Genomic DNA, 19,765 nt, shown 5'->3' on the forward strand with positions numbered 1-19,765 from the left:
CCCCTTAGAAATCTGTCTAATGCTTGGATTAATCTATAAGTATAATAAACCTATTATAGTGTAATTAAAAACTAAAACACAACCATTTACTGTATAATTTGGACTTTTTCTTTTATTTTCTCAAAATTACGTTTCCATCCCAAGTTTTTTCAGTCTGCAGGGTGTGAAAAGGCTATCCGAATTCCTGAAACCCTATTATAACAACTTTACAGCAAAAATAAAAACCCTTCTCTGGAGGAAGGGCAGCATTGCTTATTTTTTGGTAAAGCCAAAGAGAACACTCGGCAGAAAACTCAACGCAAGAACCAGCATCCAATCCCTGAGGTTCAGTGCTGTCGTATGGAAAACGGGCTGTAAAGGTGCCCAGTAGATCACGACCAATAATAGGAATACTGATGATATCACCGCCAGAACCAAATATTTATTTTCAAACGGGTTTCGTACAAAAATCGAATGTTCGCTCCGGCAGTCAAAGACATGAATCAACTGGGACATCACCAATGTGGTAAAGGCAACTGTCTGGCCGTAAATCAGGTTATCCGGATTGCCCTGATAGGCAAGCATAAACGCGACTAAGGCGACCAGCCCTATTACAATACCGCGGCTGACAATCTTAAATCCGAGTCCTCTGGCAAAAATACCCTCTTTTGGATTCCTTGGCCCGCGTCTCATCACATCATCTTCCGACTGGTCCAGCCCGAGTGCCATTGCGGGAAGACCGTCCGTTACAAGATTGACCCATAGGATTTGTACCGGCACAAGCGGCAGCGGCATCGCAAGCAGCATGGCGAACAGCATCACCAAAATTTCACCGACATTGGAAGCCAATAAATAGCGGATAAATTTGCGGATATTTTCATAGATATTGCGGCCTTCGATAATGGCCGATTTAATCGTGGCAAAATTATCATCCATCAAAATGAGCGAAGAAGCTTCCTTGGTCACATCTGTCCCGCTTTCACCCATACCGATTCCGATGTCACTGGCTTTGATTGCAGGCGCATCATTGACGCCATCACCAGTCATGGCAACAATGTGACCTTTTTCCTGCAATGCCTTCACAATTTTAAGCTTGTGCTCAGGTGTGACTCGGGCAAAAACATAAACCTGATCTATGATATCCTGCAGATCTGATACGGACATATTGTTTAATTGATAACCATTTAGAACGCTTCCGCCTTCAGGAAGCAGATTCAATTCTGCCGCAATCGCCCGGGCGGTTTTTTCGTGGTCACCGGTTATCATAACCGGCTTAATTCCGGCTTCCCGGCATTCTTCAATAGCTGTTTTCACCTCTTTTCTTGGCGGATCCATCATCCCGTACAGACCTACAAGTGTCAGGTCTTTTTCCAATACAGCAGTATTTAATGACTCATCTTTTGCCAACGGCTTCATGGCGACTGCAAGTGTCCGTAATGCTTTATCCGCCATCTTGTCGACTGCCTGATCGATCTTCTTTTTTTCTTCAGACCGTATCAATTTTCTTCCCTGCTCCCCCATGAGGTAGTTCGAACGGGGCAGCATTACATCCGGGGCTCCTTTAGTTATAAGAAAACGCATTTTATTATCATCTTCCACGACCATACTCATCCGTTTTCGGTCGGAATCAAATGGAAGTTCTTTGACAACATGGTAATTATCATGAAGCTGATGTGACAGCCCCAGTTTCCTAGCAGCTACCAGCAATGCACCGTCTGTTGGATCACCGTCTACATAGTACTTCCCTTTTTTCGTCAGTAACGATGCATTATTACAAAGCATGCCATATAAAAACATCGATTCCAGATTTGGAAAATTCCTGTCTACCGCATCATGATTAAGGTAAACGTCCCCTTTCACATCATAGCCGTCACCTGTTACATATAACCACTTTCCATTCAGAAACACTTCTTTTACCGTCATTTGATTTTCAGTCATAGTCCCGGTCTTGTCCGAGCAAATGACCGACGCACATCCAAGCGTTTCTACAGCGGAAAGTTGCCGGACAATGGCCTTTTTCCTGATCATGCGCTGTACGCCCAATGACAGTGCAACCGTCACGATGGCCGGCAACCCCTCCGGTATGGCGGCGACAGCCAGTGACACACCTGCAAGAAACATGTTGTATACCGGGTGACCCTGATAAACCCCAACCAGTACAACCAGAGCAGTCAAAAGAAGTGCAACAGCAATTAAAATTTTGCCCAGTTCCGCAAGTTTGTGTTCAAGCGGGGTTGTTGTTTTCTTCGTTTTAACCAGTAGTGAGGCGATCTGCCCCATCACCGTATTCATTCCCGTTCCGACGACAATGCCTGTACCCGACCCCCGCGTGACTAACGTGCTCATGAACCCCATATTGACTTGATCCTGAGCATCAAGCTTGTCCTTTGTAATGCTTGTCGCATGCTTCATAACCGGAAGGGATTCGCCGGTCAGTGCTGATTCCTCTGTTTCAAGACTGCTGGATTGTGTTATTCGGATATCTGCCGGGATCCTATCGCCGCTGTTTAACCTTACAACATCCCCGACAACCACTTCCTGTGATGGTAACTTCTCCCACTTGCCATCCCGAAGCACGGTTGCAACGGGGGCTGACATTTCTTTTAATTTTGCAAGTGATTTTTCCGCTTTCTGCTCCTGAAAATATCCCAAAAAGCCGTTAACCAGAACGATGATCATAATAGCTATTGCATCGACATACTCACCAAGCATCCCGGCGATTAAAGTGGCAGCAAGCAATACCAGCACCATAAAATCCTGAAATTGTTTCAAAAAAATCAGCCACTTGGATACTTTTTTCTCGGATTCAAGTCGATTTGGCCCGTATTGCTTCTGCCGCTGTTCCGCTTGCTTATCTGTCAGCCCGCGTTTTGTTGTGACATGCAATTTTTGCTCGACTGCCTCGACATCCATCTGATACCATTTCATCCAGCATTCCCTCCAGATTCATCTTGGAAAACTCATATTTTGCAAGCCCATCGGGAGCTTTCATTGCTGCAGACTTCTCAGCATTATTCTGTATACCAATACCTATGCAGACATGTCCTGAAAAATGCTATAATAGATAGAAAAGCGAAGGCGACCGTATGCAGGAAGAGGTGGTTATATGCCATTTGATGGAATTGTTGCCCGCGCGGTAACAAACGAACTGAATGAAAAAATCATACCGGGAAAAATTGCAAAAATATATCAGCCGACAGACACTGAACTGGTTTTCACTATACGAAGCCATGGGCAGAACCATTCACTTCTGTTATCAATACACCCCGTATATGCCCGGCTGCACTTAACAGGGGATTCATACAACAACCCAAAAGAACCGCCGATGTTTTGTATGCTGCTCAGAAAGCATCTTTCAGGAGCGGTTATCGACTCCATCACCCAATACGGAATGGAGCGGATTATCACGTTCTCGGTCCGGTCACGGAATGAGATTGGGGATGTCACAACCAAAAAACTGATCATTGAACTGATGGGCAAACATAGCAATGTGATGCTGGTTAACGGAGAAAAAGGGCACATTCTGGACAGTATGAAACACATTTCCGCTTCCCAAAACCGTTACCGCACAATATTGCCCGGTTTCGACTACAAACTTCCGCCAAACCAGAATAAACTGAACCCTCTGGAAGTCGACAGTGATATGTTTCTCCGCAAAATGGACTTTAACGCAGGGAAACTAGGTAAACAGATCGTCCAGACACTGACCGGCATGTCTCCCTTTATAGCCAATGAAATCGTCCATCAGGCTAAACTTGGTGCCATCGGGATTTATAAAGAAAAATTTGAAAGTATGCAGGAAATGATCCGATATAACCGTTTCTTGCCTGCCATTTATCGTAACGGGAAAGAAGATTTTCATGTGCTTCCGATTACACATAAAGACGGTGAACCGGAATCGTTCTCCGAGACCAATATGATGCTTGATTCCTTTTATTCGGGTAAAGCCGAACGTGATCGGGTTAAACAGCAGGCAAAAGACTTGTATCAATTTATAAAAAATGAACGGGACAAAAATACACGCAAGCTGAAAAAACACGAAAAAACATTAAAAAAAGCAGAAAACGCGGTGCAATATCAGCGGCTTGGCGAACTGCTGACAGCAAACATGCATCAGGTGAAGCAGGGAGATGCAGAAGTAAACGTCATTGATTATTATGACCCTGATCAGAATGAAATGACGATAGAATTAAATCCGAACAAGACACCAAGTGAAAACGCCCAAAATTTTTTCAAAACCTATCAGAAGTTAAAAACATCAAAAGAAAAAGTTCAAAAAGAGATGAAAAAAGCCAATAAAGAAATTACCTACCTGGAACAGCTGCTCCAGCAAATTGACGCTGCCCGCGAGGCCGATATCGGAGAAATCCGGGATGAGCTGAGGGAAGAAGGATACTTGAAGAGGCAAAAGCAAAGGAAAAATAAAAAGAAAGCACCAAAGCCGAGCCCGGAAAAATTCATGGCGTCCGATGGAACCGTCATCTTAGTCGGCAAAAATAATAAACAAAATGAGTATTTGACAATGAAACTGGCAAATCGCGATGACATCTGGCTCCATACGAAAGATATTCCCGGATCGCATGTGATTATCCGTTCAAAAGAACCAAGCGACGATACTTTGCTGGAAGCGGCCCGGCTCGCTGCCTTTTTCAGCAAGTCACACCAGTCATCGTCAGTACCCGTTGACTACACGAAAGTGAGACATGTGAGAAAACCAAACGGTGCAAAACCCGGTTATGTGACTTACGACAATCAAAAAACATTATTTGTGACACCTGAAATAGATACAGCCGAGAAATTAAAAGACGGACGACCCTTATGATGGATCATCCGTCTTTTTAAATAGACCCTTTTTGTAAACTTTGCTGCTTTTCATTCTCCCAGTTGAAATAAACTGCGACGTACTATGAAAACTTGTTTGCTATAACACCGCTTCGGAAAAACACTTGGTGCTCGTCGTGTTGCAAGAACTTCGGTGAAGCAGCACTCCTCGCAACTCGCAGATTACTCGGTGGATGTTTCGGGGCGGCTGGCGAGCCTCCTCGAACTCCGTTCTGCTGGGTATCACCGAGGCCTTTCAGCAGCCTTTAATTCTTTTTAGCTCGGTGTTTCACCAGCTTTAGGGTTTAGTATCACATCGATATTACCGCGGGTTGCTTTGGAATATGGGCAAGCCTGATGCGCATCCTGAGCCAGTTCCTCCGCTTCTTCCGGGCTGACACCATCGATTTCAATGTGCAGCTTAACCGCTATTTTAAAACCGTTATCTGCAGGATCCTTCATAAAACTGACTTCAGCCGTCGTTTCCGAATCAATTTTCTTATTTTGATTTGAAGCTACAAGGTTAAGGGCGCCGTCATAGCATGCCGAATATGCTGCTGCGAATAACTGCTCCGGATTTGACCCTTTATCTTCTTGATTACTTGCAGGATTGACTAAATCTAAATCTATTAACCCGTCAGCGGATTGCACATGTCCGTCACGTCCATTTTTAGCTGTAGCTTTCGATGTGAAAATTACATCGCTCATGTATAATCACTCCTTTAATTGCTGCGTATTATATGTTTTCCTTATTCTTTAGCAGTTTAAACACTTAAAGGAATTTTTTATCCAATACCGCTGACAAAAATTCATCGACCTGCGGCAATTTGCGTACACCTTCCTGATAACAGACCCACGTATCCCTTGTCACTGGCCGGCCGTCTACCTCAAGCGGAATATGCGGGTATTCCTCCATCATACTGTCAGATACACTTTTCGGAAGAACCGCCATGCCCAGACCTTCCTGCATAAACTGTTTGCATGTTTCGATCTGATCAACATGCAGCATTTTGATCGGTTTAATCTGTTCCTGATGATGATACAGCCAGTTATCAACCAACTCATGCATGCTGTCATCGCTCTTGAACGATATCAGCGGCCGCTCCTTCATTTGATCAGTTGGAAACGGCTCTGTATCAAACATATATAGCGGATCCTCAAATAACAGTTCGCTGACGGATTCTTTTAACTTTTCACCTCGGATGATACACACATGATAGTTTTTGTGCTCGCGTTTAATATCTTCACTGATGCCTGTGACCAAATCAATCGCTACCTTTGGATACGCGTTCGTATAATCCCCAAGAATCGAAGGCAGAAAACGTTGACTGACCAGTGATGAACACGCAATCGCCAAAGACCCCTGAACTTCCCCGCTGGATTGGGCAAGCGTATTTTTAATTGCCTTTTCCTCCTTGATGACGTTTCTGGCATGTTCCATGATCATTTCACCAGTCGGGGTAAGCACCAGGCTTTTTGATGTCCTGATAAAGATTGGTTCGCCAAAATATTCCTCGATATACTTCAGGCGCTGTGTCACAGCGGGCTGGGATATGAGAATCGCTTTTGCAGTACCGCGGATTGTGCCAATTTCCTTTAGCTTCAACAGTAGTTCATAGTCATCTATTTTCATAATGGGTTACCTCGGTTGATAAGTAATCGTTATTTGATTTTATTATAACGTAAAATTATGCTTATTGCACACAAATTATTCCTGACACAAGTGAAATTAAACACTAAAACGCCATTCCTCCAATTGCTGACGCTCAACAGTGCTTATTGTTCCATCTTCAGCTAACAATTTTAATATTTCATCATAGTCAGTGATTGTCTGATATTTTAATTGTGCATCGGCAAATTGCTGTTTTGCTTTTTCAAGTCCATATGTGAAAATAGCCAGCACTCCGAGAATATCGCCACCTTCTCCTTTCAATACGCTGGCAGCTTCAATCGAGGAGCCGCCTGTTGAAATGAGATCCTCAATTACGAGAACCCGCTGATCTGCTTCAAGCTTGCCTTCAATCTGATTCTCTTTACCATGACCTTTTGGCTTGGATCGTACATAAACCATTGGCAGGTTAAGTTTTTGAGCTATCCAGGCAGCATGCGGGATACCGGCAGTCGCACAGCCGGCGATAACATCCGGCTTCCACTCCAACTTTTCAATCAGTTCAACAAATGCATCCGCAATTTTATCCCGCACACTGGGGTACGACATCGTCAGCCGGTTATCACAGTAGATGGGTGATTTCATTCCAGAGGTCCAGGTAAAATAATCATCAGGGCTGATCTGCACGGCCTTTATACGAAGCAAGTCTCTGGCTATATCATGACTTAATCCCATGCAACCACTCCTTTTGCACTTTTTCATACGCCGCTTTTGGATCTTTGGCGTTCGTGACGGTCCTTCCAACAACAAGCATATCTGCCCCATTTTCACGAGCAAACGCCGGTGTTGCAATACGTTTTTGATCGTCGTCTGCTGATTCCGCAAGCCGTATTCCAGGTGTAACAGTCAGGAACGAGGCACCACATACATTCTTGATTTCCCCCGTTTCGTGAACTGAGCAGACAACGCCATCTGCGCCACTTTGAGAAGCAAGGTCAGATAAGTGTACGGTATTAACTTGTAAGTTTCCTTGTACTCCCAGCTCATGATTTATGACGTGATTATTCATTGATGTCAGTATGGTAACAGCTATCAATTTTGGTTTATGACCGGCTGAAGATCCAGACATTAATCCTTCTTTCGCCTGCCTTATCATGTCACTACCGCCAAGCGCATGAACATTTACCATATCAACCCCAAGCCCGGCAAGATTTCTCATGGCCCGTTTAACAGTTGTTGGGATATCGTTTAGTTTCAGATCAAGAAAGATCTCATGATTATTTTTTTTCAGCAAATCAATCAGCCGGGGACCTTCGCGATAAAAAAGTTCCATACCCACTTTGACAGGAACACCATGCAGTTCGTTCTGTTCGATAAACACCTTTGCTTCCTTCCACACTGGAAAATCCAATGCCAGAAATATTTTTCCCGTCATCTCTCATGCCCCTTTCCGACTGCATCTGTCACTGAATCAAATCCGTGTTGCTGCAAAACGTGGGGCAAGTTATCAATGATTTCCGGACAGGCATATGGGTTTTGAAAATTAGCTGTTCCGACCGCTATAGCACTCGCTCCAGCCAGCAGGAATTCCAATGCATCTTCAGCCGTTGAAATGCCGCCCATGCCGATAATTGGAATCGACACCTGCTGCTTCACTTCATAGATCATGCGGATAGCGATTGGCTTGATGGCTCCGCCGGACATCCCACCCGTTTTATTGGCCAATAATGGCCTCCGGCTGGATAGATTAATTTGCATGCCGGTAATCGTATTAATCATGGACAAACCATCCGCCCCTGCCGCTTCAACCGCTTTTGCCATCCCCACAATGTCTGATACATTGGGTGAGAGCTTGACATAGACCGGCAAATGACTGGAAGCTTTAACCTTTTCAGTTACTTCAGCTGCCATGTCAGGGTCGGTTCCAAACTGGATACCGCCTTCTTTCACATTTGGACAGGAGATATTTAATTCCAGTGCATTGACTGAATCAGCGTTGTTGAATAGTGAAGCTACCTTAACATATTCTTCAACTGTGCTTCCCGCCACATTAGCGATGATCGGCACATTGTACTCAGCAAGGAAAGGAACTTCATTCACTATAATTTTTTCTGCACCCGGATTCTGGAGTCCGATAGCATTTAGCATGCCTGATGGCGTTTCGGCAACTCTCGGTGTTTTATTTCCGTAGCGGGGCTCACCCGTTGCGGCCTTCATTATCACTGCTCCAAGCTGTTTCAAATCATAAAATTCACTATACTCTCTGCCAAATCCAAAACACCCTGATGCAGGCATGACGGGATTTTTTAACATTAAACCGGGCAAATCAACAGTCAACTGCGTCATAACATCACCTCACCTGCTGCAAAAACCGGACCATCGGAACAAATTTTCCGGTAGCCGCCTTCGGAATCTGCAGGGATGACACAGGCAAGGCAAGCGCCAACCCCGCACCCCAAACGTTCTTCAAGTGAAATGGAACCTGAATCATTTCCTAGCTTATTCGTAACAGCACGGAGCATTGGAATCGGACCGCAGGAAAAGTAATGATCAAAGTTTCCGGTCTGATCCAGTACATCCGTCACAAAGCCCTGATACCCGTAACTGCCATCGTCGGTTACGACATAAGTTTCTCCGAGCTGACGAAACTTTTCTTCGTAAAAAACTAGGTTTTCTGTCTGAAAACCAAGAACAGCTTTAACCTGTATCCCGTTCTTCCTGAGTTCTTTACCCAGACAATACAAAGGGGGAATGCCAACGCCGCCACCGGCCAGAAGCGCTGTAGCCATGGATGCATCATATCTGAATCCATTACCGCCCGGACCGATGGCACTCACTTTCATTCCGCTCTGAAAAGAAGCTAATCGTTTTGTTCCGTCGCCGATCTGTTTAAATAAAATAGTAATGGTTTCCTTCTCGCGGTTGATATCCGCTATAGATATTGGCCTTCTAAGAGTATGGCCATCCACAAGCAGATGTAAAAACTGTCCCGGTACGGCCGCTTTCGCAGTAAAAGCATTTTCCAGCGTCATTTCAAATGTATCCAGGGCAATTTCACTCACCGATTTCACTATCATCTCTACACGCTTTTTCATATTAAAACCGCCCGTTTATCAATCATCGGATGTGCGCTGAATGTTGTCGCATCAATCACATTCAATATAGCCTCTGCTGTATCAAGGTTTGTCAAACACACAATGCCATGCTCCACCGATTCACGCCGAATCATAAATCCGTCAGACCGCGGTTTTTTGCCCGACGTCAGTGTATTCACTACAATCTGGACATCGCCATTTTCGATAACGGACAGGACGTTTCGTTCTGAGGATCCGATTTTCCCGACTTGTGTAACGGGAATGTCCGCCTTATCCATATAATCCGCCGTCCCTTCCGTGGCATAGAGCTGGAAACCAAGCTGATGAAACCGCTCGGCAGCCTCAAGTGTCTCGGCTTTATCTTTATCCGCCACAGTCAGGAGGACGGCGCCTTCCTGAGGAACGGACAACCCGGCAGCAATCAAACCTTTGTACAACGCTTTTTCCAATGTTTTATCATGGCCGATTGCCTCACCTGTTGATTTCATTTCAGGCCCCAGTATGGTGTCAACACTGCGCAGTTTTTCAAACGAGAATACAGGCACTTTGACTGAGACATCATCTCCTTCAGGCAAAACCCCGGAATCGTAGCCTAGTTCCGATAAACTCTCCCCTAAAATGCATCGTGTTGCCAGATTGGCCATCGTGACACCGGTTATCTTACTCAGGAACGGAATCGTTCTGCTCGCACGCGGGTTGACTTCAAGTACATAAACATCGTTATCACGTATGATAAACTGAATGTTGATTAGTCCTTTCACATGTAATTGACGGGCTATTTTTTTTGTAGCCTTCATACACTTCTGTTTCACAGCATCGCTGAGCCGCTGCGGCGGATAAACGGCAATGGAGTCGCCTGAATGAACACCTGCCCGCTCAATATGCTCCATAATTCCCGGAACGATAACCGTTTCACCATCACTGATGGCATCAACTTCCGCTTCGATGCCGGTTATATATTTATCAATCAGAATAGGGTGAGCATCATCCGCTCCATTTGATTTAGCCAAATAGTGATGAAGCTCATCATCGTCATAAACGATTTCCATACGGCTACCGCCAATGACATATGAAGGCCTGACCAGAACAGGGTAGCCAATATTATGTGCCGCTTCTTCGGCCTGTTCAAGTTTTGATACCGTTTTTCCTTGCGGGCGCAATAAGTTCAAATCGCTCAGAAGCTGTTCGAACTGGTCACGGTCTTCTGCTTTGTCAATTGCCTCCAGGTCAGTCCCCAATATCTTTACGCCACGACTCTGCAGCCCTTCCGCCAGGTTAATGGCTGTTTGGCCGCCAAACTGCACAATCACCCCTTCAGGCTGTTCAAGATTAATGACATGCATGACATCTTCCAGTGTGAGCGGTTCAAAATAAAGCTTATCTGAAATACTGAAATCGGTTGAGACCGTTTCCGGATTATTATTCATAATAATCGCTTCATAGCCCATTTCTTTGATAGCCAATACAGAGTGAACAGTCGCATAATCAAACTCAATACCCTGGCCAATTCGGATTGGGCCTGAACCCAAAACCAGTATTTTCTTCCGTTCTGATTGCAGAGACTCATTTTCATCTTCATAGCTGCTGTAAAAATAAGGTGTTTCAGATTCAAATTCCGCAGCACATGTGTCGACCATTTTATAAACTGGTGTGATGTTATTTACCATACGCAGTTCATAGATGTCATCAATTGTTGTGTTCCACAGCCGTGCTATATGCACATCCGACAGGCCAAAATGTTTGGCTTCTTGTAAGACTTCAGGGAAAAATTTGTTCTCAGCCAGTCTTGTCTCTAAAGCCATCAGCTCTTTGATCTTGCCTAAAAAGAAACGGTCTATTTTCGTCAGTTGCCAAATCTCTTCAACCGTTGAGCCGCGCCGGAAAACTTCGGCCAGGACGAACAGTCGCTCATCATCTGCTTTTACAAGACGATTTTTCAGTTCCTCAATAGATGCATCTGCCAGTTCGGGAAGCCAGAATTCTTCCGCTCCGATATCAAGCGACCTGACACCTTTTAAAAGTGATTCCTCACAATTGCGTCCAATTGCCATAACCTCGCCGGTTGCTTTCATTTGCGTACCGAGATAACGGTTGCCGGTCACGAATTTATCAAATGGAAAGCGCGGGATTTTGGTGACCACGTAGTCGAGGGCCGGTTCAAAACATGCGTACGTTGTTCCTGTAATCGGATTGACAATTTCATCCAGAGTTAAACCGGCTGCAATTTTCGCTGCCATTTTTGCAATCGGATAGCCTGTTGCTTTGGAGGCGAGTGCTGAAGATCTACTCACCCGCGGGTTCACTTCGATCACATAATAGGTAAAACTGTCAGGGTCAAGTGCCAGCTGAACATTGCACCCGCCTTCAATATCCAGAGCCCTGATAATCTTAAGTGAGGCATTCCTCAGCAGCTGATATTCCCGGTCACTAAGGGTTTGGGATGGTGCAACAACAACCGAGTCACCGGTATGTATTCCGACCGGATCAACGTTTTCCATATTGCAGACAACAATCGCCTGGTCATGCTTGTCGCGCATCACTTCATATTCGATTTCCTTGAATCCGGCTATGTTTTTTTCGATTAAACATTGATGAACGGGGGATAACGCCAATCCGTTGCGGGTAATTTCTTTCAGCTCCGATTCGTCATAACACATGCCACCGCCGGTGCCCCCCAGTGTATAAGCGGGACGTACGATTACCGGATAGCCGATGTCATGTGCAAAATCACGCGCCTCTTCAACGGAATGAACAATCTGGCTATCAGGAACTGGTTCATTAAGTTCTCCCATCAAAGCACGGAATTTTTCCCGGTCTTCCGCCTGTTCAATGGCATTGAGCGGTGTCCCGAGCAGTTCGGCATTATGTTCATCCAGAACCCCTGTTTTTTTCAGTCCCACAGCCAGATTGAGGGCAGTTTGTCCGCCGAGTGTCGGGAGAATCGCGTCAGGCTGCTCTTTCCGGATAATTTTAGTCAAAAATTCAACTGTCAAAGGTTCCATATAAATTTGATCTGCTACAGTTACATCCGTCATAATCGTCGCTGGGTTGGAGTTGGCCAGGACAACTGTATAGCCTTCTTCTTTCAGTGCTTGACACGCCTGTGAACCGGAATAATCAAATTCGGCTGCCTGTCCGATTACAATCGGACCTGACCCGATTACGAGAATTTTTTCAATGGTGGTATTCTTAGGCATATGCATTCTCCTTCTGTCTGGATTGTGAAACCATCTGCAGAAACGCATCAAATAATTGCGGCGTATCTTCCGGTCCTGGTGAGCTTTCCGGATGGTATTGCACTGAAAAAGCCGGATATGATTTATGTCTGATTCCTTCAACCGAATTATCGTTCAGGGAAAACTGAGTTAATTCCAAATCTGTCCCGCTCAATGAATCATGTGTCACCGCATAGCTGTGATTCTGTGATGTCATGAATGTTTTATTTTTTTCCAAATCCTTAACCGGCTGATTGGCACCGCGGTGACCAAACGCCATCTTCTCCGTATCGGCCCCGCAGGCTAGTGCAAGCAGCTGGTGTCCGAGGCACATCCCGAACAGAGGAACATCCCCCAGAACCGATTTGATCATCGCAATCGGTTCTGGGACATTCTTCGGATTACCCGGTCCGTTCGTCAGCATGATGCCATCAGGCTTTAAACGCAGGATATTTTCTGCGCTGTAATTGTAAGGCACAACCGTCACATGACAATCCCGTTTCGTTAATTCGCGCAAAATGCCATGCTTCATGCCGAAATCAACCAATACAATCCGCTTACCTCTTCCGGGCACGACATAAGGTTTGACAGTTGATGTCGTTTTGACCTGATCTGTTTTGTCCTGCAGGTTCCTGACCATTTCAATGAGCTCCTCAGCCGGCTTATCAGTATCTGTCATCATTGCCTTCATTGTTCCATACTTGCGAATATGTTTCGTCAGTTTTCGTGTATCAATGGCTGAGATTCCAGGAATGTCGTTAGCTTTCAGGTAATCATGCAATGTTTCATCAGTGCGGAAATTTGAAGGATGCTCACTTATTTCTTTAACAACGAGTCCATGGATAAACGGAGTTACCGTTTCAAAATCATCACGGTTAATACCGTAGTTTCCGATGAGCGGATAGGTCATTGTCACAATCTGACCACAGCATGACGGATTCGTGATAGCTTCCTGATATCCCGTCATTCCCGTATTAATAACGATCTCTCCCGTCGAATATGTTTCAGAACCAAACCCAATGCCTGCGAAAATTGTTCCATCTTCTAACACCAGCTTCCGTTTAGCCATCCAATCCCTCCTCATAAACGATTCTTCCTTCTGCAATGGTTGCCAAAGGTATGCCCTGTATCTGCCAGCCATGAAACGGCGTGTTTTTCCCTTTTGAAATGAATGTTTGCTTGTCAATACAGGTGCTTTTATTCAAATCTACTATTGTCAGATCTGCCATTGCACCTTCCTGCAATACGCCATAAGGCAGCTGAAAGGTATTCGCCGGTTTGGCAGTTAGCCAATCTATTAAATCATTCAAAGTTGTCTTTTCCGTTTTGACCAGGTATGTATATAACAATGGAAAAGCAGTTTCCAGACCGACTATGCCGAATGGCGCCTGACGAAATCCCGGCGCTTTTTCCTCCTCGACATGTGGTGCATGATCGGTTGCTATAAAATCGATTGTGCCATCAAGCAATCCGTCGATTAGTGCCTGCTGATCTGCCTGGCTACGCAATGGCGGATTCATTTTAAAATTCGCATCGTCGGCTTTAACCGCTTCTTCGTTCAAAATCAGATGATGCGGTGTCACTTCAGCCGTTACGTTGATACCAGCATTTTTTGCATCACGGATGACCCTTACCGATTCCTTTGTACTGACATGGCAGACATGATAATGGCAGCCGGTTGCTTCAGCCAGCAGCACATCCCGGGCAATTTGGACCGACTCACACAGTGACGGGACGCCCGGCAATCCAAGACGTTCACTTACTTGTCCGTTATGAACAACGCCGCCATACACTAGTGAATTATCTTCACAATGAGCAACAACCGGCTTGCCATTGGCTGCAGCTTCACGCATTGCCCGCAGCATGAAATCAGCTGTCTGGATGCCCACACCATCATCAGTAAATGCAAATGCACCCGTCTCAGCTAGCCCTGATATGTCAGTCAGCCCCTCACCTTTTAAATTTTTCGTGATCGATGCGTACGGCAGCACACGCACACAAGCATCATCATCAATTTTATTCAATAATGCCTGAAGTGTTACAGTATTATCAGGTACGGGGGTCGTATTCGGCATCGCACATATCGTTGTAAAACCGCCGCATGCTGCCGCTTCTGTCCCGCTTTTAATCGTCTCTTTATGTTCTTCCCCCGGTTCACGTAAATGAACATGAACGTCAATAAAACCCGGGAACACCATATTATGTTTACAATCGATCAGTTTATCGGCATCTTCATCGATATCCGGTGCTATTTTAATTATCTCTCCTTTTTCTATTAAAATGTCACAACGTTCTGTTTCATGATCACGTCGCAATTGTCTTGCATTTTTCAGTAAAATTTTCATGATTGACTCCCCTTTCATTTAACAAGATTGATATGATGGCCATTCGTGTATAAACACCATTTTCCATTTGTTTAAAAATTCTTGAACGATTGCATTCTACTAATCTCGTATCAATTTCTACACCGCGATTAACTGGTGCCGGATGCAGGATAACAGCATGATCCTGCATTTGCCGCTCTCGCGCAATCGTAAGGCCGTAGTCAGCATGGTATGACTTCGTTCGATATGATGCTGATGCGTGGCGTTCGTGCTGGATTCTGAGCAGCATCAGCACATCACACATATCACATGCCTCATCCATTGACACATGTGGAATGTCCAATGAATCATCTTCAAAACCGGGTGCTGCTGCGAAACATACATTTGCACCAAGGGTCTTGAGTGCATAGGCATTGGAACGTGCCACCCGGCTGTGCTTGATATCACCTGCTATGGCCACGTTCAAATTTCCAAATGAGCCGAATTCCTGATAGATTGTCAAAAGATCAAGCATCGATTGAGTCGGGTGCTCTCCTTTCCCAGCACCGGCATTGATGATCGGGATGGACATTCTTCCGGCCAGTTCATCATACCAATGGTCGCACGCATGCCTGACAACCAAGAGTTCCGCCCCGATCGCTTCATACGTGCGTGCCGTATCATAAAGTGATTCGCCTTTGGTCATACTGGAACTTTCCATCTGAAAATCCAGGGTTTTCATCCCAAGCTTCTGTTCGGCTACCTGAAAACTCGTTTTTGTCCGTGTGCTCGGTTCAAAAAACAGATTCGCCGCAAATCTTCCACTTTGTATTGATTCCGGCTTATTCCGCATTGCCTCAGCTGTTTCCAGAATGCTATAAATCGAAGCAGCCGAAAGTTCACGTGTTGATATAAAATCCCTCATTTTTCATCATCCTTTCCAAATCAGTTTTCTGCCTAGGCTGCGTCATCGCGATTTTTGTTCTTCTTGATCTCACTGTCATCAAACATTGCCCCATTGCCATAACCGCTTTCTTTACCAGGTAAGACAAGATTCAGTAATACGCCAATGATTGCCGACAATGCCATTCCTGCGATTTGCAGATTATCTGACAGCTGGATAAATGCCCCGCCGACACCGATTACTAGGATGACCGATGTAATCACAAGATTTCGCTTATCACTTAGATCCACTTGATTATCAATAAGCATGCGCAGACCGTTTGATGCAATAATCCCGAACAATAGGATCGAGACACCGCCCATGACCGCTGATGGAATCGAGCTGATGGTCGCTGTTATAATCCCGACAAAACCAAAGAAAATGGCAAACACAGCAGCACCGCCTATAACAAACACACTGAACACCCTGGTAATCGAGAGAACACCGATATTTTCACCGTAAGTTGTGTTCGGCGGTCCCCCCAGAAAAGAGGCAATCATGGTCGCCGCACCGTCACCAAAAATAGAGCGGTGCAGTCCGGGTTTTTTAATAAAGTTCCGCCCAACAACTTTTGATAAAACCATCTGATCGCCAATGTGTTCAGCAATTGTTACAAGTGCGACCGGGACCATCAACAGGACAATTTCACCGCTGATAACTTCAAACGGTGAGTAAGACGCAAACGGTATTATAAAGTCAGGTGATTGAAAGACTCCTGTAAAAAGTTCGCCAATTGATCCTGCAGAGGTAATGTCTGCCCATTCCGCTTTTATTTCAGCGGTATCAACTACCCCCTGGAATATGGCGAACGTATAACCGGAAACAATTCCAATTAAAATCGGTATCAAACCAAAGAACCCTCTGAAAAAAATCGATGCTGCAATGGTTACTGCAAGTGTGAAAAGTGCGACACTGAAATGCGTTCCACTGTATACATCTTCATCAAGTCCCGGTACATACATGGACATATCAATTGCGGTTGAAGCAAGACCGAGGCCGATTACAATAATGACTGGTCCGACAACAATCGGAGGCAAAATCCGCATTAGCCAATTTAAACCCAACAGTTTGATGAATACGGCAACGATTCCGTAGACAACCCCCGCCAAAAAAGTTCCGATCATCGCGCCGGCCGGGCCGCCTGCTGAACTGGCACCAATAATCGGTGCAATAAATGCAAAACTTGAACCAAGGTATGCCGGAATTTTCCCTTTAGTGATCAGTAAATAGGCTAACGTTCCCACGCCACTCGATATCAGTGCTACTGCCGGTGACAGCCCTGTCAGGAAAGGAACAAGAATCGTTGACCCGAACATCGCGAATAAATGCTGCAGACTCAGCACAATCCATTTTTGCATTCTCGGCGCTTCCTGAACGTCCATGACCATTTCCTGTTTGTTCATTTCGAATTCCTCCAATTCATTTTTAACAGTCAGATTTCCTTAGTCTGTACTGCAGCTATCCACAGCTCGGGGTTAATCTTACAAAAAAACCTCTTTGCGAAAGGCCGCAAAGAGGTACACGTGTGTTGTGAATACACGTCTTCTAAGGCGACCTTTTAAATCTCTCCGGATCTAATTAAAGGTCAATCAATTCATTTTTCGTAAATACTCACTTCTTCTTGCTGATCAATTTCATCCAGGTGAACAACGATGATTTCTTCTTCAGATGTCGGAATGTTTTTGCCGACATAATCTGCTCTTATAGGCAGTTCACGATGCCCCCGATCAATCAGGACCCCAAGTTGGATCTGGGATGGGCGTTCAATGTCCATAACGGCATCCATTGCTGCCCGGACTGTCCTTCCTGTGTAGAGAACGTCATCGATCAAAATGACTTTTTTATTCTTCAGTTCTACATCAATTTTAGTGTCTTTCAATTCAGGGTCTTCGCTGGAGGTTACCTTAACCAGATCATCTCTGTATAATGTAATATCCAATTCACCAATCGGCACTGTAATGTCCTCGATCTGCTTGATTTTTTCCTGAAGCCGCTTTGTAATAGGCACGCCTCTTGTTTTAATGCCAATCAGAACAAGGTTGTCACCGCCTTTATTATTCTCAACGATTTCATGCGCAATTCGTGTCAAAGCCCTACCCATTGCGGGCTTATCAAGCAGAACTGTTTTTTTCTGCAACTCGATCACTCCAGACATAGAAAAAACCCTTTTCTCCAGTGAGAAAAGGGTTTGGACATACGTAACACACGCCGTTACTTTTCCGTTACCTTTTTAGCCTCACTGGACTATATTAAAGGTTCATGTTTGATTTGAAATTATTATGGCAGACTTCCCTCAGGTTGTCAATGCATCTTCTCAAATTGTGCTAATAACTCGTGAAAATAGGACGGCGTTTCCACTTCAAAATGCAACTGTTCACCTGTTTTCGGATGACTAAATGACAGGGACTTGGCATGCAGTGCCTGCCCGCCGATTGTCATCGTTTTTCGCTGTCCATATTTCGGATCGCCGGCAATCGGAAAACCGATATATTTCATGTGAACCCGAATTTGATGGGTACGGCCGGTCTCCAGATCGCATTCAACATGTGTGAAATTTTTGTAGCGATTCAAAACACGAAAATGCGTTACAGCAGGCTTACCGTTTTCGCCGACCCCCATCTTTTTCCGGTCATTCCGATCCCTGCCAATCGGAGCGTCAATCATTCCTGTTTCATGTTCAATGACACCATGAACAATCGCTTCATACCGCCGGTCAATATCTTTTGCAGACAGCTGCTCGGTAAGACTGTTATGGCTTTGATCATTTTTAGCAACAACCAAAAGACCGCTTGTATCTTTATCGATCCTGTGAACAATGCCCGGCCGCTCCTCACCATTAATTTGTGACAGAGAATCACAATGATATAGCAGTGCATGCACAAGCGTCCCGTGCTGATGACCTGCCGATGGATGGACAACCATCCCCTTTGGTTTGTTGACTACCAGCAGGCTGGTGTCTTCATAAATCACTGACAGTGGTATATTTTCCGGTTCAATCGTTAAGGTATCCGGTTCAGGGATCGACCAATCGATCACATCACCATTCTGGCATTTGTAATTTGCTTTCATCTGCCGGCCATTCACACGGACATACCCATCTGCCATCCATGTTTGAATCTCTGAGCGTGATGCACCCGGAATAATGCCGGAGAGCAATTTATCAACCCGTATATTCGCTTCAGTTTCCGTTACGCTGTATTGTTGTGTCATTTTGCCGCTTTTCCTTTCGTTCATCAATAATGGTAATGATGATCACTAAAATTACGCCTGCTACCAACGCTGAATCCGCTATATTGAAAATCGGATAGTCGTATCCGAAAATATTGAAATCCAAAAAGTCCACCACTTCTTTGCGGAACAGCCGATCAATAAAATTCCCGATTGCACCGCCGAGAATCAAGCTCAATGCGATTGCCAGAGTTTTACTCTCCCTGGCATGTTTTTGCATGAAATATATAAGACCTATAACGACAATTACTGTAATTACGTAAAAAAAGCCCATTTGCCCCTGGAGGATTCCCCATGCAGCTCCGCTATTACGATGTGACGTTAAATAGAAAAAATTCCCGATAACAGTTATCTGTTCACCAATTTCCATCGTGTTCACAACTATCCACTTGGACAACTGGTCAATTGCTAAAACAAGCAGTGCCAATATGTAATATAAAAACATCCCATTTCCTCCGTTTGTCTTATCCCTTAGCTTTTCTTTAAGTGTAAGTTTATTTGGCTTTTTCGGAAGTTAAGAAAGTATAAATCCTTTCTTACTGTACAAGTGCAATACAACTTGAACAACAGTT

Annotated in this window: 16 protein-coding genes; 1 reads left to right on the top strand and 15 read right to left on the bottom strand. The window is 44.9% G+C overall.

The features are described 5' to 3' along the window. Positions 1-252: 252 nt before the first annotated feature. Positions 253-2,907, bottom strand: coding sequence for a calcium-translocating P-type ATPase, SERCA-type (locus tag VK097_RS07015; RefSeq protein ID WP_324211092.1), 2,655 nt, complete (start codon positions 2,905-2,907; stop codon positions 253-255). Positions 2,908-3,085: 178 nt separating this feature from the next. Between VK097_RS07015 and VK097_RS07020 the strand changes: the two genes are divergently transcribed. Beyond that, positions 3,086-4,801 (top strand): Rqc2 family fibronectin-binding protein, encoded by a 1,716-nt coding sequence (locus VK097_RS07020; protein WP_324211093.1) that lies wholly within the window; start codon positions 3,086-3,088, stop codon positions 4,799-4,801. A gap of 275 nt (positions 4,802-5,076) precedes the next feature. Here the strand turns inward: VK097_RS07020 and VK097_RS07025 are convergent, their stop codons facing one another. From VK097_RS07025 to lspA, 14 genes are all read right to left on the bottom strand, one after another. Further along, positions 5,077-5,508 carry an organic hydroperoxide resistance protein gene (locus VK097_RS07025; RefSeq protein WP_324211094.1) on the bottom strand — a complete coding sequence of 144 codons (432 nt, stop codon included), beginning with the start codon at positions 5,506-5,508 and terminating at the stop codon, positions 5,077-5,079. Positions 5,509-5,572: 64 nt separating this feature from the next. Continuing rightward, on the bottom strand, positions 5,573-6,433 hold the full coding sequence (locus tag VK097_RS07030) for a LysR family transcriptional regulator (protein ID WP_324211095.1): 861 nt from the start codon (positions 6,431-6,433) through the stop codon (positions 5,573-5,575). A gap of 96 nt (positions 6,434-6,529) precedes the next feature. After that, complete coding sequence (gene pyrE, locus VK097_RS07035; protein ID WP_324211096.1) at positions 6,530-7,144, bottom strand: orotate phosphoribosyltransferase; 615 nt, start codon at positions 7,142-7,144, stop codon at positions 6,530-6,532. Further along, on the bottom strand, positions 7,128-7,844 hold the full coding sequence (pyrF, locus tag VK097_RS07040) for an orotidine-5'-phosphate decarboxylase (RefSeq protein WP_324211097.1): 717 nt from the start codon (positions 7,842-7,844) through the stop codon (positions 7,128-7,130). The genes pyrE and pyrF overlap by 17 nt, the downstream gene beginning before the upstream one ends. Beyond that, positions 7,841-8,755, bottom strand: a complete 915-nt coding sequence (locus VK097_RS07045; RefSeq protein WP_324211098.1) for a dihydroorotate dehydrogenase — start codon at positions 8,753-8,755, stop codon at positions 7,841-7,843. The genes pyrF and VK097_RS07045 overlap by 4 nt, the downstream gene beginning before the upstream one ends. Next, the gene (locus VK097_RS07050) at positions 8,752-9,504 is read right to left on the bottom strand and encodes a dihydroorotate dehydrogenase electron transfer subunit (RefSeq protein WP_324211099.1); all 753 of its coding nucleotides are present in this window, start codon (positions 9,502-9,504) and stop codon (positions 8,752-8,754) included. Before VK097_RS07050 ends, VK097_RS07045 begins: the two co-directional genes overlap by 4 nt. Continuing rightward, entirely contained in the window at positions 9,501-12,701 is a 3,201-nt protein-coding gene (carB, locus tag VK097_RS07055) for a carbamoyl-phosphate synthase large subunit (RefSeq protein ID WP_324211100.1), read from the bottom strand. The genes VK097_RS07050 and carB overlap by 4 nt, the downstream gene beginning before the upstream one ends. Next, on the bottom strand, positions 12,694-13,788 hold the full coding sequence (locus tag VK097_RS07060; RefSeq protein ID WP_324211101.1) for a carbamoyl phosphate synthase small subunit: 1,095 nt from the start codon (positions 13,786-13,788) through the stop codon (positions 12,694-12,696). The genes carB and VK097_RS07060 overlap by 8 nt, the downstream gene beginning before the upstream one ends. Then, positions 13,781-15,064 carry a dihydroorotase gene (gene pyrC, locus VK097_RS07065; protein ID WP_324211102.1) on the bottom strand — a complete coding sequence of 428 codons (1,284 nt, stop codon included), beginning with the start codon at positions 15,062-15,064 and terminating at the stop codon, positions 13,781-13,783. The genes VK097_RS07060 and pyrC overlap by 8 nt, the downstream gene beginning before the upstream one ends. After that, positions 15,024-15,947 (bottom strand): aspartate carbamoyltransferase catalytic subunit, encoded by a 924-nt coding sequence (locus VK097_RS07070; protein WP_324211103.1) that lies wholly within the window; start codon positions 15,945-15,947, stop codon positions 15,024-15,026. The genes pyrC and VK097_RS07070 overlap by 41 nt, the downstream gene beginning before the upstream one ends. A 32-nt stretch (positions 15,948-15,979) precedes the next feature. Then, positions 15,980-17,368: a solute carrier family 23 protein gene (locus VK097_RS07075; protein ID WP_324211104.1), complete on the bottom strand. Its 1,389-nt coding sequence runs from the start codon at positions 17,366-17,368 to the stop codon at positions 15,980-15,982. A 191-nt stretch (positions 17,369-17,559) separates the two neighbouring features. After that, positions 17,560-18,102, bottom strand: a complete 543-nt coding sequence (gene pyrR, locus VK097_RS07080; protein ID WP_324211262.1) for a bifunctional pyr operon transcriptional regulator/uracil phosphoribosyltransferase PyrR — start codon at positions 18,100-18,102, stop codon at positions 17,560-17,562. Between the two features lie 164 nt (positions 18,103-18,266). Then, positions 18,267-19,175, bottom strand: a complete 909-nt coding sequence (locus tag VK097_RS07085; protein ID WP_324211105.1) for an RluA family pseudouridine synthase — start codon at positions 19,173-19,175, stop codon at positions 18,267-18,269. After that, entirely contained in the window at positions 19,144-19,638 is a 495-nt protein-coding gene (gene lspA, locus VK097_RS07090) for a signal peptidase II (RefSeq protein WP_324211106.1), read from the bottom strand. The genes VK097_RS07085 and lspA overlap by 32 nt, the downstream gene beginning before the upstream one ends. Between the last annotated feature and the right edge of the window lie 127 nt (positions 19,639-19,765).

The sequence above is a fragment of the Lentibacillus sp. genome (genome assembly GCF_035301675.1).
In the GTDB taxonomy this organism is placed as follows: Bacteria; Bacillota; Bacilli; order Bacillales; family Amphibacillaceae; genus Lentibacillus.

Excerpts from the sequence above, each read along its gene's own strand:
- VK097_RS07075 (WP_324211104.1), bottom strand. The coding sequence starts at position 17,368 with ATGAACAAACAGGAAATGGTCATGGACGTTCAGGAAGCGCCGAGAATG.
- VK097_RS07085 (WP_324211105.1), bottom strand. The coding sequence starts at position 19,175 with ATGACACAACAATACAGCGTAACGGAAACTGAAGCGAATATACGGGTT.
- VK097_RS07060 (WP_324211101.1), bottom strand. The coding sequence starts at position 13,788 with ATGGCTAAACGGAAGCTGGTGTTAGAAGATGGAACAATTTTCGCAGGC.
- VK097_RS07050 (WP_324211099.1), bottom strand. The coding sequence starts at position 9,504 with ATGAAAAAGCGTGTAGAGATGATAGTGAAATCGGTGAGTGAAATTGCC.
- VK097_RS07070 (WP_324211103.1), bottom strand. The coding sequence starts at position 15,947 with ATGAGGGATTTTATATCAACACGTGAACTTTCGGCTGCTTCGATTTAT.
- VK097_RS07030 (WP_324211095.1), bottom strand. The coding sequence starts at position 6,433 with ATGAAAATAGATGACTATGAACTACTGTTGAAGCTAAAGGAAATTGGC.
- VK097_RS07025 (WP_324211094.1), bottom strand. The coding sequence starts at position 5,508 with ATGAGCGATGTAATTTTCACATCGAAAGCTACAGCTAAAAATGGACGT.
- VK097_RS07020 (WP_324211093.1), top strand. The coding sequence starts at position 3,086 with ATGCCATTTGATGGAATTGTTGCCCGCGCGGTAACAAACGAACTGAAT.
- pyrC (WP_324211102.1), bottom strand. The coding sequence starts at position 15,064 with ATGAAAATTTTACTGAAAAATGCAAGACAATTGCGACGTGATCATGAA.
- VK097_RS07015 (WP_324211092.1), bottom strand. The coding sequence starts at position 2,907 with ATGAAATGGTATCAGATGGATGTCGAGGCAGTCGAGCAAAAATTGCAT.
- lspA (WP_324211106.1), bottom strand. The coding sequence starts at position 19,638 with ATGTTTTTATATTACATATTGGCACTGCTTGTTTTAGCAATTGACCAG.
- VK097_RS07045 (WP_324211098.1), bottom strand. The coding sequence starts at position 8,755 with ATGACGCAGTTGACTGTTGATTTGCCCGGTTTAATGTTAAAAAATCCC.
- carB (WP_324211100.1), bottom strand. The coding sequence starts at position 12,701 with ATGCCTAAGAATACCACCATTGAAAAAATTCTCGTAATCGGGTCAGGT.
- pyrF (WP_324211097.1), bottom strand. The coding sequence starts at position 7,844 with ATGACGGGAAAAATATTTCTGGCATTGGATTTTCCAGTGTGGAAGGAA.
- pyrE (WP_324211096.1), bottom strand. The coding sequence starts at position 7,144 with ATGGGATTAAGTCATGATATAGCCAGAGACTTGCTTCGTATAAAGGCC.